Annotated in this window: 12 protein-coding genes and 1 pseudogene; 8 read left to right on the top strand and 5 right to left on the bottom strand. The window is 59.3% G+C overall.

Annotated features, from left to right (window positions below; translation table 11 throughout):
• The 4 genes from RFN30_RS29515 (at nucleotide 1) to RFN30_RS29500 (ending at nucleotide 5,352) form a co-directional block, all read left to right on the top strand.
• Nucleotides 1-1,209, top strand: coding sequence for a beta-ketoacyl-[acyl-carrier-protein] synthase family protein (locus RFN30_RS29515; RefSeq protein ID WP_320229390.1), 1,209 nt, complete (start codon nucleotides 1-3; stop codon nucleotides 1,207-1,209).
• 620 nt (nucleotides 1,210-1,829) lie between these two features.
• Nucleotides 1,830-1,994 (top strand): hypothetical protein, encoded by a 165-nt coding sequence (locus tag RFN30_RS29510; RefSeq protein WP_320253123.1) that lies wholly within the window; start codon nucleotides 1,830-1,832, stop codon nucleotides 1,992-1,994.
• Between the two features lie 276 nt (nucleotides 1,995-2,270).
• On the top strand, nucleotides 2,271-4,004 hold the full coding sequence (locus RFN30_RS29505; protein WP_320229403.1) for a type I secretion system permease/ATPase: 1,734 nt from the start codon (nucleotides 2,271-2,273) through the stop codon (nucleotides 4,002-4,004).
• Between the two features lie 34 nt (nucleotides 4,005-4,038).
• Complete coding sequence (locus tag RFN30_RS29500; RefSeq protein ID WP_320229391.1) at nucleotides 4,039-5,352, top strand: HlyD family type I secretion periplasmic adaptor subunit; 1,314 nt, start codon at nucleotides 4,039-4,041, stop codon at nucleotides 5,350-5,352.
• On the opposite strand, the pseudogene RFN30_RS29495 reads toward RFN30_RS29500, so the two are convergent.
• A pseudogene (locus RFN30_RS29495) lies at nucleotides 5,327-5,507 on the bottom strand (cold-shock protein). The gene RFN30_RS29500 and the pseudogene RFN30_RS29495 sit on opposite strands and share 26 nt — an antisense overlap.
• 503 nt (nucleotides 5,508-6,010) lie before the next feature.
• Here RFN30_RS29495 and RFN30_RS29485 point away from each other — a divergent pair.
• The 3 genes from RFN30_RS29485 to RFN30_RS29475 all read left to right on the top strand — a co-directional run bounded on the left by RFN30_RS29485 (nucleotide 6,011) and on the right by RFN30_RS29475 (nucleotide 8,211).
• Nucleotides 6,011-6,418: a Ros/MucR family transcriptional regulator gene (locus tag RFN30_RS29485; protein ID WP_320229393.1), complete on the top strand. Its 408-nt coding sequence runs from the start codon at nucleotides 6,011-6,013 to the stop codon at nucleotides 6,416-6,418.
• 219 nt (nucleotides 6,419-6,637) lie between these two features.
• Entirely contained in the window at nucleotides 6,638-7,804 is a 1,167-nt protein-coding gene (alr, locus tag RFN30_RS29480; RefSeq protein ID WP_320229394.1) for an alanine racemase, read from the top strand.
• Between the two features lie 161 nt (nucleotides 7,805-7,965).
• The gene (locus RFN30_RS29475) at nucleotides 7,966-8,211 is read left to right on the top strand and encodes a hypothetical protein (RefSeq protein WP_320265573.1); all 246 of its coding nucleotides are present in this window, start codon (nucleotides 7,966-7,968) and stop codon (nucleotides 8,209-8,211) included.
• Nucleotides 8,212-8,538: 327 nt separating this feature from the next.
• On the opposite strand, the gene RFN30_RS29470 is transcribed toward RFN30_RS29475, so the two are convergent.
• The 4 genes from RFN30_RS29470 to RFN30_RS29455 form a co-directional block, all read right to left on the bottom strand.
• On the bottom strand, nucleotides 8,539-9,918 hold the full coding sequence (locus RFN30_RS29470) for a M16 family metallopeptidase (protein WP_430691587.1): 1,380 nt from the start codon (nucleotides 9,916-9,918) through the stop codon (nucleotides 8,539-8,541).
• Nucleotides 9,918-11,288: a M16 family metallopeptidase gene (locus tag RFN30_RS29465; RefSeq protein ID WP_430691586.1), complete on the bottom strand. Its 1,371-nt coding sequence runs from the start codon at nucleotides 11,286-11,288 to the stop codon at nucleotides 9,918-9,920. The genes RFN30_RS29470 and RFN30_RS29465 overlap by 1 nt, the downstream gene beginning before the upstream one ends.
• Nucleotides 11,289-12,346: 1,058 nt before the next feature.
• Nucleotides 12,347-12,607: a cold-shock protein gene (locus RFN30_RS29460; protein WP_320229396.1), complete on the bottom strand. Its 261-nt coding sequence runs from the start codon at nucleotides 12,605-12,607 to the stop codon at nucleotides 12,347-12,349.
• A gap of 5 nt (nucleotides 12,608-12,612) precedes the next feature.
• Nucleotides 12,613-12,792: a cold-shock protein gene (locus RFN30_RS29455; RefSeq protein ID WP_320229397.1), complete on the bottom strand. Its 180-nt coding sequence runs from the start codon at nucleotides 12,790-12,792 to the stop codon at nucleotides 12,613-12,615.
• Nucleotides 12,793-13,434: 642 nt separating this feature from the next.
• On the opposite strand from RFN30_RS29455, the gene RFN30_RS29450 reads away from it, so the two are divergent.
• On the top strand, nucleotides 13,435-13,569 hold the full coding sequence (locus RFN30_RS29450; RefSeq protein WP_320229398.1) for a hypothetical protein: 135 nt from the start codon (nucleotides 13,435-13,437) through the stop codon (nucleotides 13,567-13,569).
• The last annotated feature ends 811 nt before the right edge of the window (nucleotides 13,570-14,380 follow it).

Here is a 14,380-nt window from a genome sequence, read left to right as displayed (position 1 = left end):
ATGAACAAGCGCGTTGTTATCACCGGCATAGGCGGGATTTGTGGGCTCGGCAGCTGTGCTGCCGATATTTGGGCCGCCATGTGCGACGGCCGTTCAGCAATCGGCGTGTTGAGCGGTCCCTCGCTGCACGACATCACCGCGCGCACGGGATGCGCCATCCGCAATCTTCCTCAGCATGAGATCGAGCGTAAGCAAGTTCTTTCGATGGATCGGTTCAGCGTGCTTGCAGTGCTTGCCGCTCGCGAAGCAGTCCAGCAAGCAGGGCTGACCGCGTCTGACAAAAACCGCTATCGCCTGGGTGCGACGGTCGGTGTGGGCGTCTGCGGATGGGAGGCGATTGAGCAAGATTACCGGGCTATGTTGCTCCACGGCAGAAAGAGGACCGGGGCCTTCACCGCGCCCAAGGTCATGCCGGGCGCCGCTGCTGGACATGTCAGCATGGACCTTGGACTGCGCGGTCCCGTCTACGGCATCACTTCGGCTTGTTCCTCCTCTAACCATGCCATTGCCTCCGCCGTCGACCAGATTAGGTGGGGCCGCGCTGATGTGATGGTGGCAGGTGGCGCCGATGCGCCATTGGTTTGGGGAGTAGTGAAATCGTGGGAGGCTATGCGAGTGCTATCGCCCGACACTTGCCGGCCTTTTTCCGCGAACAGGCAGGGCGCTGTTCTCGGCGAAGGCGCAGGCATGATAGTCTTGGAAAGTTACGACCATGCCCGCGCTAGAGGCGCTGAAATATTGGCGGAATTGGCCGGTGCGGGCCTTTCAGCCGACGCTTTCGACATCGCGGCACAGACCATTGAGGGTCCCGAGGCGGCGATCCGCGCTTGTCTAGCCGACGCGGGTCTGGTCCCGGAGGAGGTCGATTACCTGAACGCTCACGGCACCGGCACTAAGCCAAACGATCAGATCGAGACCGCAGCAATCAAGCGAGCGTTCGGCGACCACGCCTATCGAATGTCGGTATCCTCGACCAAATCGATGCATGCCCACTGCCTCGGGGCCTCGGGTGCACTGGAGCTGATCGCCTGCGTGATGGCAATTCGGCATGGGATCGTACCGCCTACCGCCAACTATGACGAACCAGATCCAGATTGCGATCTAGACGTTACCCCCAACGTGGCGCGGGAGCGGAAAGTCAAGGTGACGCTTTCCAATAGTTTTGCGTTCGCGGGCACCAATGCGGTGTTGGCTATCAAGGCGGCGTGATTGTTTGGATCAGTGACGATATTGGTTGCGGCCAATCGTGAAGTGAGTCGTCGTCGCTGCCTTGATCTTGGAGCAAACCAGGAACTCTCGGCAGCGGTCAAGAAATAGCCCTGGAGAGCAGATCCGGGAAAAGTGCTTTGTGCTTCCTGGATTGCGAATGGGCTTATCAGCTCAGGCAACTCGGTCGGGTGTCCGCATGGATGCCCGGCCGATTTCTTGCGCGGTATCGATAAACGACGCCTCGCGCAGGAATCATGAAAGTGCAAACAAGTGGGTATTGCTAAGTGACGTAGTCCAGGGCTGAAAGCGGGCGGCTGCTTTCGGGGCAAAGCTCATCACAAGCTGCCGTTCCGTTGTGTCCCACGGGGCAGCGGGGCGTAGAGCCAATCCAGCTTCGAGGGTGTGATGCGGCGCGCTACCCGGAGGACATCCAGAGAGTGAATGCATTCTATCCAATCAATCGATTTTACAAATTCGTGCAGCGACACAAGAGTGCTATGAAATCAATCGTGAGGAGTATATGCGGTGGCAACGCCTATCGAAGCTGGGCCCGCAGCCAATACCCCGTACGGCAGTAGCGGTGACGACTTAATCTTAGATTTCTCCAAGGTAATACTCGGATCGACGGCCGTGCTGGCAAAGACTCCATCTCGGCCGATGGGGGCGTCGACCGAGCCTTCGGCGGCGCGGACAACGACAAAGTCTTCGGTGGAGAGGGCTTAATTATCATTTCGGCGACGGTCGAAATGAACTTCGCATGGAGCATGACGACCGAGCGCTGTTAACAGTGTAGCAGACATTGAGGCGCCGCATCTGACTGGGTCCGACTTCACCTTCGTCTCCTCCAAGACGCCAGGACTAAGCATTCCCGCGCTGAGCAGTCGCCGTGTGTCAGGAGTTGGTGTCGCCGGTGACGTAGGCCGGTTTTGCGGGCCCAAAAAGTGGCAGATCCCAGCCCCGACGGTGCTTATGAACGAAGGCCTTTCCTAGGGGGTCCCTTCTTGAAAATTTCAGCGAACAAAGAGCAGTCCCCCTCGAGGCCTTTCGCCCTAACGGCCACCATTTGGGCAATTTTCTCAATCAGTGGCGTGATCAACTTGCTTGCGCTGACTTCGCCACTGTTCATGCTGCAGGTGTATGACCGCGTTCTGGCGAGCGGCAGCGTACCGACGTTGCTGGGGCTCGTCGTGCTTACTGTGGGACTTTATGCATTCCAATCCCTGCTCGACATTCTGCGCGCACGCGTACTGCTGCGGATCGGCGAGCGTTTCGACGGGGAGTTTTCCGGACGCGTTCATGAGGCAATTGTTCGCCTGCCCCTTTTAACACGCAGACCGGGCGACGGCTTGCAGCCGCTTCGCGACCTCGACAATATTCGCGGGTTTCTAGCCGGAAACGGCCCCACGGCGTTCTTCGATCTCCCATGGATGCCGCTTTATCTCGGCATTTGCTTCCTTTTTCACTTCTGGATTGGCATGACGGCGCTTGTCGGGGTGGTCGTCCTGGTTTCCCTAACGGCTCTAACAAACGCATGCTCCCGACGGGCCACACGCGATGCCATCAACCACAACATGGTCCGCAACGGCCTACTGGAAGCAGCGCGCCGCAATGCCGAAATCATAGAGGCTCTCGGCCTCAGAAGCCAGATCGCGTCCCGATGGCACAAGGTGAATACCAAATATCTTGCTGCCAATCGCAAAGCCGGAGATGTGGCAGCTGGGCTAGGCGGGATTTCAAAGTCGCTACGCATGATGCTGCAATCGGCGATCCTCGCCGTTGCCGCCTACCTCGTGATCGCACGTGAAGCTACCGCTGGGGTGATGATTGCCAGCTCTATTATGATGGGCCGTGCCTTGGCTCCAGTCGATTTGGCGATTTCAAGCTGGAAAACTTTGTTTCTGGCGCGCCAGAGTTGGGCACGGCTGAAGGACCTCATGGCCAAGATGCCTCAAACCGCTCCAGTCATGCCATTGCCCGCACCTGAACGCGAACTGCGCGTCGAAGGCGTGATGATCGTTCCACCCGGCGAGAAGAAACCGACTGTGGCGGGCCTTGCGTTTGCCGTTCGAGCGGGAAGCGCACTCGGGGTCATCGGTCCATCGGGTTCTGGCAAGTCAACTCTCGCACGCGCCATCGTCGGCGCCTGGGGGCCGTCCGCCGGAAAGGTTTGCATCGACGGCGCGGGCCTCGATCAATGGAACCGAGAAGCACTGGGCCGCCATCTCGGTTATTTGCCTCAGGGCGTTGAATTGTTTGACGGAACCATCGGCGAAAACATCTCTCGTTTTGACGACAATCCTGATTCTGAGGCTATCGTGGCTGCGGCAAAAGCAGCGGGCGCACACGAACTGATCCTCAGATTTGAACATGGCTATGAAACTCAGATCGGTGAAGCTGGCTCGGCACTTTCCGCCGGGCAGCGTCAGCGTATCGGTCTTGCCCGTGCTCTTTATCGCGATCCCTTCCTAGTCGTGTTTGATGAACCCAATGCCAACCTCGATGCGGAAGGCGAGGTCGCCGTGGTCGAGGCGATCAATTCCGTTCGTGAGCGCAACGGCATTGCCGTTGTCGTCGCACATCGCCCCAGCGCCATCGCGGCCGTCGATTGCATATTGATGCTCGAAGGTGGGCGACAGAGAGCCTTCGGTCCGCGTGATGAAGTGCTTTCCACTGTCTTGCAGAGAGCAGCGACGACGCCACGAGCTGAATCCAAGGATGTGTCTGCGATCGATGTTGGGAAGACGTCTGCTCAGGGGATTGCCCAGTCTGCGTCCAAGGGCGCTGTGTCCACATAAAAAGACCTAGGGCTACCCTGATTCGAGGATTGCGATGTCCGAAATTGACACGAAAGCCGACGCTTCCCGTTCTATTCGCCGAAACTTACTGACAGCACTTTTTTTGAGCGTCGCCGTTCTCGGAGGGGCGGGAGCCTGGGCTTCAGTGACGAATCTGTCTGGTGCGGTTGTCGCGCCCGGACACTTTGTCGTCGATTCATACATTAAAAAAGTGCAGCACCCGACCGGTGGGGTGGTGAAAGAAATCCTCGTGCGTGAGGGCGATAGAGTCAAGACAGGCGACGTTATCATGCGACTTGATGCCACTCAGCCACGCGCCAATCTAGCCATCATCATTAAGCGACTCGATGAGTTGGCGTCTCGGCTAACACGGCTCGAAGCCGAGCGTGACGATCTGGCAGAGATCGTCTTGCCGGAATGGCTGCTCAAGCGCCGAGATATTCCATCGGCTGCCTCCGCGATACTCGGTGAGCGGAAGTTATTCGAATTTCGCAGGCAATCCCGCGAAGGAAAAAAGTCGCAGCTGGCCGAGCGGATCACGCAATACAAGCATGAGATCGAGGGCCTCAAAGCGCAGCAGATTGCATATGAGAAAGGTATTGACATTCTCGGACATGAAATTGCTGTTTTGAGTAGGCTGCGCGAACAAGGCATTGTCTCGGACCAACGCTTAAACAGCCTCAAGTCGCAGGTTGCCACCTTAAGCGGTCAACGTGGTGAAACGGTCGCGAACCAGGCACAGACGGCGGCCCGTATTGCCGAAACTCGTCTGCAAATCCTGCAGATTGATCAAGATCTCAAGGCGGAAGTCGGCAGGGAACTCGCACAGGTCCAGGCCCAAGTGGAGGAATTCCTAGAACGCAAGGTAGCTGCTGAGGATGAGCTTCGGCGAATCGATATCGTCGCGCCGCACTCAGGAATCATCCAACAGCTTGCTGTCCATACGGTTGGTGGCGTGATCAGACCCGCCGATCCGATCATGCTGATTGTTCCTGATGGCGACGATCTTCTGCTGGAAGTACAGATCTCTCCGAAGGACATCGACCAGATACGCCTTGGTCAACAAGCCGTGTTGCGGATGTCGGCCTTCAACTTGAGAACCACACCTGAGTTGAACGGGTATGTAAGCTGGATAGCGGCCGATCTGACGACGAATGAAAAAAACGGCACTTCTTACTACCTGGTGCGCCTGTCAGTTCCGCGTGTTGAACTGACGAAGATCAAGGATCTGACACTGATCCCAGGCATGCCGGCCGAAGCTATGATCCAGGCGGGCCAGCGGACAGCGCTTTCCTATTTTCTCAAGCCACTGTCTGACCAGATCAATCGCGCATTCCGCGAAGAATAGTGCGGCGGTCCTGCTCGATCTCATAGTTGATCTTCTGGCCATCAATGAGGCTCTTTAGGCCTGCGCCGACAGCGGAAATGTGAACAAACACGTCATGGCCGCCGCTATCAGGTTGGATAAATCCCAATCCCTTGGTGCCGTTGGAACCACTTCACGGGTACGTTCCCGTTTAACTCCTGGGCCCGGCTTACGACCGGGCCTCCTTTTATGCAGGCCCAGTTTCGACCGGTTCGAACGGATGGCCTTCAGGATCGCGTAGGCAGCGTGCGCGTCGAGCGCGATATCCAACAGGCCTTCCGTGGTGTGAATCGAGAGAATGCCAATCACGTGGAATCCTTGACTGTCGAAGTGTGAAATTCGCTCGGCACGAAAGGCATGCCTTCTTCGTCTGGCGCATCGCTCACCTGTGTCCACAGCGCCGACAATCGCGCAACCCGACACCATGATCAAGCGGACCTAGAGGTCGGATAAACTTCATGGCCTTGTTGAGCCCGCGAGGGCGGCGATAGTCCCGCGATTCCGGGACCTGTCGGTGGCAAAAAGCCTCCGTGGACTTTCAACTTGACCCCGTTACCCGCGGACTTCGTTGCGTTCACGCCACGCCACCATTAAAAACGAGAGCTTCGGCGACATTGCTTCAGGCAAGGAGTGCACCGCGATGGAAGAAACCGACGACAACACCAGCGCCCTTATCGAGCTGACCGCCGAGGTGGTCTCAGCCTATGTCTCGAACAATCCAGTCCCGGTCGGAGATCTCCCGGCCCTGATCGATCGAGTGCATGGAGCGTTGAAGAGCGCCGGCGGCGACGCGGCGGAAAAGCCGGAAGCTCTCACGCCAGCGGTGCCCATCAGGAAGTCCGTCACGCCGGACTACATCATCAGCTTGGAGGACGGGAAGAAGTTCAAGTCGCTGAAGCGGCATCTTTCCGTTCACTATGGCCTGACGCCGGACGAATACCGCGCCAAATGGGGCCTGCCGGCTGACTATCCGATGGTGGCCCCGAACTACGCCGCCGCCCGTTCTTCGCTTGCCAAGTCAATGGGACTTGGCCGCAAGGCTACCTGACAAGCAAAAGCGGCGCTCGCTAAGAGAGGCCCGCAAGCTCCCTGAGGGCATGCGGGCTTGCCAACACTGATGGCCTTGCCCTCTGATGGTTAAATTGCCTCCTTGAGGGTGGAATGCTCCCGAACGCGGTTAGGAACCCACCTATCACCAACACTTGGACGGTATCGGAAAACTTGATAAATCGACGGTTCTCGGGATTGTTTTCATTGTTTTTTTGTCATGCAGCTTGACTATCAGACACTGACAAATTGCGGTCCACCCGCCGCCTCTGACCCCCACCGCACGCCGCTGCGCGGCAGCTGGTACGAGATCGACCTAGACGCGATCAGGCACAATTATCGCCAGCTTCGCGCACACCTGCCCGCGGCAGTACGGATTTTCGCGTGCCTGAAGCGCAACGGTTATGGGTGCGGCGCCGGACCGGTGGCTTCAGCTCTGGCTGCAGAGGGGGTTGACGGCTTCGGCGTCGCTGCGCTGCCGGATGCGGTCGCGATAAGGCATATGGGAGTCGAGCTTCCAATCCTGCTCTATCCAGGACCTCTGCCGTCATCGGCCGACATCATCGAACGGCTCGGGCTTACAGTCACGATCTCCAGCCTCGAGGAACTGGAACGCTGGCGTGCCGCAATGGACAGCACGCGGGTCTTTGTAAAGGTTGATCTTGGCTTTTACAGGTCGGGGGCAGCGCCGTCGGCTGTCAGCGCATTGCTCGCGGCCGGCCATGCTTATGACGATGTCGATGTCGAAGGGCTTTATGCGCATCTCAGCGAACTGCCTTCGGAGACGCCCTTCCATGTAAGCGAACAGCGCTCCCGTTTGCAGCAGATTCTTCAATCGGCCAATGCTTCTGGGACACGACCTCCCATTGCGATGGTGGCGAGCACGGTGGGTGTGCTTCGATACCCTGAGATGGATTTCGATGCTGTCGATCCCGGCGCCTTGTTCATTGGTGTCTCCGACACGGATCACTCCACCCGGCCTGTCGCCCTGCGGCCGGCTCTTAAAGCCATTTCGAGCTCTCTGGTTTCAATCAAGCGGACCGACTCCTCGCTCGGGACGGCGCCGAGCCTGCCTGGCTACCAGCAAGGAATGGTCGTCGGAGTGCTCGGTATCGGTTGGGGAGACGGGCTGCCACGTCAGCTCCCGCCCGGCGCTGAGGCACTGGTGAGAGGCCGGCGTGCGCCTCTGCTGCCGCCGGTTCATTTAGAACATCTCCGTATCGACCTCACGGACATCCCCGATGCTTGTTTCGGCGATCAGGTGCTCTTGCTCGGGCAGCAGGGAGACCAGACCATCACACAGCATGAGGTCGCCACCTGGTGGGGCACCGACATCGTCGGGCTGTATGCTCAGCTCCGGGACCACGTTCCACGCGTCTATGTCTGAGATTCATAAGAGCACAACAATCGAGAGCGGTTGATTCCAGAGCAACGCATCCACTCCCGCCGACCAACTCTCCTTGCACACCGCGACGTCGCGCGGCTCACTGCGGCGTCGCGCGATCGTGGGTATCCAAAAAAGCGGCCTAGGAGTCGTCCCTGCCGGAATTGACAATCAATTCGGCGCTGAAGCTCATCGACCAAATGGGGCCGAAGGCAGGCCTGGATGCGTATTCCGACGAAGCCGGCCATCGATTCCGATTTGAAGCCGGCCAGTCATTCCGATTTCATTCCGGCCGCCGTTCCGATTTGAAAGCGGCCAGTTTCGGTCTGATCCTGGGTCGCGTTAATGCGGCCGTGCTGGAAGAACGCCGACGCCATAATGGGATGCCATCATGCCGTAGCTGCGATTGATCTCGGGATCGTAGAAGCTGGCGCGGCTGGCCGGGGAGGAATCAGCGCGCTCAGAATCTCAAAGTCAGTCAATGCTGGCGCGGCAAGCCGACGCCGGGACGGCTGTGCCTCGGTTCCTAGCAATGGGAAGTGGCCGATCTACGATGTTGAGGCGTCAGCTTAGACGCCCCAGCTCGATTTATCATTGCGGGCCGCGCGGATCGCGTGCGCCCGCATTTTTTGTCGTAGGCATACGCCGCAGCAAGAGGGCGGCATTAGCGCCAGGAGGCAGGTGATGCAAGCTGAAGCGATGCCTTGCTAACCAGCAAGGAAGCTGCCGCTCATCCTTTAATATCGGTTGAGCGGCGGCCCGACGATCATGACGGTCGGATCAGCCGACAGAAGCTTCCTCGCCTCCGTGCTGACATCCTCCAGAGTCACCGCGTCGATCAGCGCGGCTCGGCGCTTGATATAGTCAATGCCCAGATTGCCGCGCTGCAGCCTGACCAGTGTCGCCGCAATCGAATCCGAAGACTTGAGGTACTTAATCGCAAACGAGCCGATCAGGTATTTCTTGGTCGTCGCGAGCTCCTCCTCGGTCGGCCCGTTCTTAGCCATCTCCTTCACCACCTTGCGCACGATCGAAAGCGTCTCGGCGGCCCGATCGGAGCGCGTCGCGGTCGTCACCAGCAGCGCGTTGGAATGCTCATGATCGACGAGCTTCGAGCTGACGCCATAGGCAAGGCCGCGCTTCTCGCGCACCTCCTCGAAGAGACGTGAGGTGAAGGTCGAGCCGCCGAGGATCTCATTCAGCAGCGCGGCAGCGAAGAAATCTGGCGCGTTCAGTTTCACGCCGGGCCAGGCAAGCTGCAGCGAGGTCTGCGGCAGGTCATAATTGATCTCGAGCTGCTGGCCGAGCTTGGGTTTGACGTCGGCCACGGGAGCCAGCGTCTGCTTGTCCGGCAGGTCGCCAAACACCTCGTCCAGCTTGCCGCTCAGCGTCGCGGCGTCGATATCGCCCACCACCGCCACATGCAGGCCGCTGCGGGCGAAAGTCGCCTTGCGGAAGGCCTTGAGGTCGTCAGCGGTGATGGTGGCGAGGCTCTCCTTGGTGCCCTGGTACGGCCGCGCATAGGGATGCCCGCCATAGATCGCGCGCAGCCAGCGCTGCTGCGCCACCGTGTGGGGGTCGCGCTCGTTGGCGAGGATGCCGGAGAGCACCTGGGCGCGGATGCGATCGATCGGCGCCTGGTCGAAGCGCGGGCTGTTCACCGCCAGCTTCAGCAGGCCGAACGCCTCGTCCATCTGGTCGGACAGCATGCGCATCGAGCCATAGGTGCCGTCGCGCGCCGCCTCAAAACTCATCTCGGCGCCGGCATCGTCGAGCTTCAGCTGGAAGGCATCGCTGTCGAGGTCGCCGGCGCCTTCGTCGAACAGGCCGGTCATCAGATTGACCAGACCGTCCTTGCCGGCGGGATCCTGCGCGCTGCCGCCGTCGAAGACAAAGCGGATGGCGGCCAGCGGGATCGAATGGTCTTCCACCAGCCAGGCGGTGATGCCCTTCTTCGACTTCACCTCCTGGATGTTCATCTCGGCGCGCGCGTCAAGCGCCGGCAGCGACAGGAAGAACAGGGCAATGCACAGAGTGGCGATGGCGCGCGCCACCTTTTCTTCTCCCCTTGCGGGGGAAAGAACGCTGCTCATCCGTTCAAGGACCAGGCTCATCATCAGTTCCCCGCCTGTTGCTGCGGCAGAAGATAGCCGGTGGTCGAGTGGTCGAGCACGAGGTAGCGGGCGGCAACCGCCTTGACCTCTGCGGCTGTCACTTTGCGGATGCGGTCGGGCCATTCCTGCACATCCTTCACATTGCCGCCGGTGGCGAGCGTCGAGCCGTACATCTTGGCCATTTCGTCCTGCTTGTCGCGGGTGAAGATCATCGAACGAACAAAGCGGGTCTTGGCCCGCTCCAGCTCGTCTTCGGTCACGCCGTCCTTGACGACGCGGGCGATCTCGGCATCGATGGCCGCCTCGACATCGGCAAGCCTGGCGTCGCCGCGCGGCGCGCCATAAACGGTGAAGTTGGTGGCATCGAGCATGGTGCCCTGGAAGTAGGCGGCCGCGTCAGAGGCGATCCCCTGCTTGACGACGAGCTCCTGGTAAAGCCGGCTGTGGTTGTCGCCGCCCAGGATCTCGGCCAGCAGGTCGAGCGCCTCCGCTTCGCCGGGCTTGGCCGTGTGATAGGACGGCACCACCCATTGCGTGGAAAAGCTCGGCACCGAAACCCGCGCGTCGGCGAGCGTCACCGTGCGCTTGGTGTTCTGCTCGGGTTCGACCGGACGGATGCGCGGCGGCAGATCCGGTCCACGCGCGATCTTGCCGTAGGTCCTTTCGGCCATCGCCTTCACGGCGTCGGGATCGACATCGCCCACCACCACCAGCACCGCGTTATTTGGGTGGTAGTAGGCGTCGTAAAACGCCTTCGCGTCCTCTCGGTTGAGCTGTTGTATTTCCTGCATCCAGCCGACCACCGAGATGCGATAAGGCTGATTCTGCCAGAGCGTCGCATCAAGCTCCTCTGTGAGCACCGCCTGCGGATTATTTTCAATGCGCGAGCGGCGCTCCTCGAGAACCACGTCGCGCTCGGTCTTGATGACGTCGTCGGTGAGGACGAGGTTGCGCATGCGGTCGGCCTCAAAACCCATCATCTGCTCGAGCGCCGAGGACGGCACTGTCTCGTGGAAAGCGGTGAAGTCGTAGTAGGTAAAGGCATTCTTGGAGCCGCCGATCTCGGACACCGCACGATCGAGCTCGCCGGCGGCGTGATTGGCGGTCGCCTTGAACATCAGATGCTCGAAAAAATGCGCGATGCCGGAGTTGCCGGGCGGCTCGTCGGCGCTGCCGATTTTGTACCAGATCATGTGGGTGACGACCGGGGCGCGATGGTCAGGAATGACGACCACTTCCATGCCATTGTGGAGTAGGAAATCGGATGGCGACTCTTCGCCGGCCATTGGCGACCTGATCCCGGTGAAGGCTAAGATGGTTATCAGCAGGGTCTTGGAAACCCAGCCGCCGGGGTTTGCAGCGAATATGGTCATGAATCTGTTCTGCTCCTTGGTGCGCTACACGTTCGACAGATCGGGTAAGCATGGAACGTGCCAAGCAGAAACGACTTCCAGAGCAACGCTTCCGCACGCAAACTGACCTGTCCATTGTCGGACATTGTCGGATACCACTCCCCGGCCTTGGCCGATGCGATTGCACGGCAGCGATGGTTCGGCACGGATTGCTGTTCACGCTGCCGAACCGGGGCCAGCATAGCTGGTGCGGTATCGCTCATGTATTTGGCCGGCGGTAGCGGACACGGTCCCCCCACCCCTTCTGCAGCATCAGTTGGGCTAAATCAGCGTGTCAGCCTCGAAGGCGAGAGCACCACCAAGCGGGTGCTCCCTCCGAACCGGAGCTGCTCTGGCAGTGCTTCCAGATAGCCGGCCAGCGATACTCCTGTGTCTCGGTGAATGGGGGTAAGTTCCTCGCAGCTGCGCCATGCGAAGCAATCTGCGCGCCATGTAATTTGCCTGCCCAACCGAACGCAGACCAAGAACGCCCAGGCCCTGCGCAATGTTCAAAGTCGCCGCTTTTACCACGTACTCGACGTGAAGTTTGGGTCCGATACCTTGTGTTCAAGTTGGCCGGACGGCGCCCAGTAAGCTCCACATATCGGCAGTTTAGGCGCTGAACAGTATCCTAGCTGGTAGCCATTTCCTCTGCACGTGGAGGGCGCCGATAGGGACAACCGCATCTTGGATCCATTTCTCCCACCTCCCAAGCCAGTTCCTCTGCGCGACGCAATTATCAGACCAACAACAAAATACTGGGCACCGTGATGGCTACGCGAGAGCCTCAATTGTTCAGCGAATAATTATTCCTGGCGCAACTGAGGTGTTGACAATTTCGCACATGCGAAAAGATTTTGTGCATTGCGATGAGCTCTTCGGCCTGTAAGGTCCCGGTGTCGGCATTGCACGTCCATGAAGTGCATGCCGGCGTGAATTCAGCGCTGTCCCTTCGTGCGCTGTTTTCGATGCGAGCCCGCTGTCGCCTTCCGGCAGCGGGCTCCTTACCAAGAATAAGAATCGGCTGCCCGAGCGATGAGCTATGCGAGCCGAATGCGCTCCAGACCTCTTTTGCCTGCCGCGCATTCGGCGAATACTTTTTGACCTTCAACCTGCGCAGCGAGCCCAGACCGCGTCAGCGCGGAGGCGTGAACGAAGATATCCTTCTCGCCGCTTTCAGGTGCAATGAAGCCCAAGCCCCTTTCAGGATTGTAAAACTTAACGGTGCCTGAGACCCCCGACTGGGGGCCCAGTCCAACACTGGATCGGTCCGCTACACGCTGAGGAGTTGATGCTTTCATGACCTCTACAATTTTGCGCCACCTGACGGCCCTTTGGCCGTTCCTCTAGGATAACTTTGAGATGCGCGCCCTCTGAGACACTGCGGCCATCCGGCCGCCTCCACCACCCGCATATGAAGATATGCGTCAGCGCCGTCGGCGAGTGCAACGAAGCCGAAACCTTTGCTGGCATTGAACCACTTCACCTCGGCGTGACGCAGTTCGAGGTGCCGGCTGACTGCCGCTGAAAATAACTGGGCTCCGGGTGCAGTTCTGAAAAAAAGGGCTCGTCGTCATATCGATCGCGACGTGACTTGCGACGGTCTTTGTGTTTGCTCATGATTGTCTCGGCTTGCATGGCGATCGGCACTGCCCGTCAGTCAATTTGTCGGGAAGTGGCCGACTGGCATGACAGCTGAAATTCGCTCTTCGTGCCGGATCTATTCTCCTGGCTAGTTCGCACAGCCTACGGCCGTGGGGGACCTGAGCCGCCGGAAGTGCAGCTAACGTTACGGCTTTTCCTGGCTGACGGGACCCCTCATTAGGGTGGCAAAGACGGTTTTATCAGGTGGTCACCCGCATTGAACCCGATGCAAGGCGGTAAATTGATTTCTGCGACTTCGGCCCTCTCTCTACTGAATCAAGTGCATTGCACAAGCCGGAAGCTAATCGCCTTTGATTGGATGCGGACCTGAGAACATGATCGAGTGCGTCGTTGTATCGCGCCATGGCATCGCTTCTAGCCCGGATAATGCATGGGGGTTGGCGGATGTGGTGCAAGCCGTTGAAATGACGTAGGATTTGGTTGCTTACGCCGATCCTCGCCATTCCCGGAGACCACACCCGCCATGAACGATCCTACGCTGCCGCTGAGCGGTTTGTCATCTGTTGTCGACGACGGTCGAAAACCGCTGATAAACGATGACACGCGAGCTGAAGCGCTGGAGAGAGCAAAGGCGGTCGCCCGCGCGCTCTTCAACTAGCGCTGTAGCGGGCGACCGCCTTTGCGGGGCGGTGCTGATCATCTGAGGTTGAGAAGGGGATAGACGCGGGGCACGTCTCCAGTCGCCCTGAGGCGGCTTTCGACTTACCCCGCCATGCGCCTGCCTTGTGGTAGATCTGCGGGTAATCAGCGCCGCAGAAACAATCCGGCGCAACACCGATCTCAACTGGCAAGTCCAGGCTCGGTGTCACGCTCCACTGACGGTGCGCGACCTGCATTATCGCATTGTCAGCGCATTCCGTCGACCTTTTCCCCGAACTCCCAGCGGCGCTCCGAAAGGACCGTCGCGGATGTTCACGGGCCGCTTCTTTCTGTGCGGCCGCTGCCGTTCGCAGGTAACGATCTGCCGCAGTTGCGACCGCGGACAGCGCTACTGCGGGGAGGTCTGCGCCCGTGCTGCCCGTCACGACTGGCGCAGAAGCTGAAGCAGATAAGTGGGCAGGCGACAGGCTTCTTGCTCCCCAAGGACGCCCCGAAATAAAGTGGATCCGCACAGAAGTGCAAGTCCGAGAGCTTGCACGCAGGCTCTCAGCCCTGCGATCGTGGCAAGAAGAATCAGACACGAGCGGAAAACTATCGGCTGATGACCGATCTCCTAGGCAGGCCCCTAAATCAAATCTGGAACTGAAACTCATTACATTGGAAGCTTGACCTCTTCGTGGGAGGTTTAGCGATGGCGCACAGCGGCTCCGGGATCAGGCTGGGATTCCACAACACGTCGGTCGGTATATCGCTTTTTGACCAGCAGAGGCCGACATCAGCCCCGCAGTCGGTTTTGCAGTGCCTGCCGA

This window comes from Mesorhizobium dulcispinae, from assembly GCF_033977345.1.
Taxonomy (GTDB): Bacteria; Pseudomonadota; Alphaproteobacteria; order Rhizobiales; family Rhizobiaceae; genus Mesorhizobium; species Mesorhizobium dulcispinae.
The sequence above is the reverse complement of the archived record's forward strand: the minus strand, read 5'-3'. Positions and strand labels throughout refer to the sequence as shown.

What these genes read in the sequence shown, in the direction of transcription:
- RFN30_RS29485 (WP_320229393.1), top strand. Translation starts at nt 6,011, where the DNA reads ATGGAAGAAACCGACGACAACACCAGCGCCCTTATCGAGCTGACCGCC.
- RFN30_RS29470 (WP_430691587.1), bottom strand. Translation starts at nt 9,918, where the DNA reads ATGATGAGCCTGGTCCTTGAACGGATGAGCAGCGTTCTTTCCCCCGCA.
- RFN30_RS29465 (WP_430691586.1), bottom strand. Translation starts at nt 11,288, where the DNA reads ATGACCATATTCGCTGCAAACCCCGGCGGCTGGGTTTCCAAGACCCTG.
- RFN30_RS29450 (WP_320229398.1), top strand. Translation starts at nt 13,435, where the DNA reads ATGAACGATCCTACGCTGCCGCTGAGCGGTTTGTCATCTGTTGTCGAC.
- alr (WP_320229394.1), top strand. Translation starts at nt 6,638, where the DNA reads ATGCAGCTTGACTATCAGACACTGACAAATTGCGGTCCACCCGCCGCC.
- RFN30_RS29515 (WP_320229390.1), top strand. Translation starts at nt 1, where the DNA reads ATGAACAAGCGCGTTGTTATCACCGGCATAGGCGGGATTTGTGGGCTC.
- RFN30_RS29460 (WP_320229396.1), bottom strand. Translation starts at nt 12,607, where the DNA reads ATGAAAGCATCAACTCCTCAGCGTGTAGCGGACCGATCCAGTGTTGGA.
- RFN30_RS29500 (WP_320229391.1), top strand. Translation starts at nt 4,039, where the DNA reads ATGTCCGAAATTGACACGAAAGCCGACGCTTCCCGTTCTATTCGCCGA.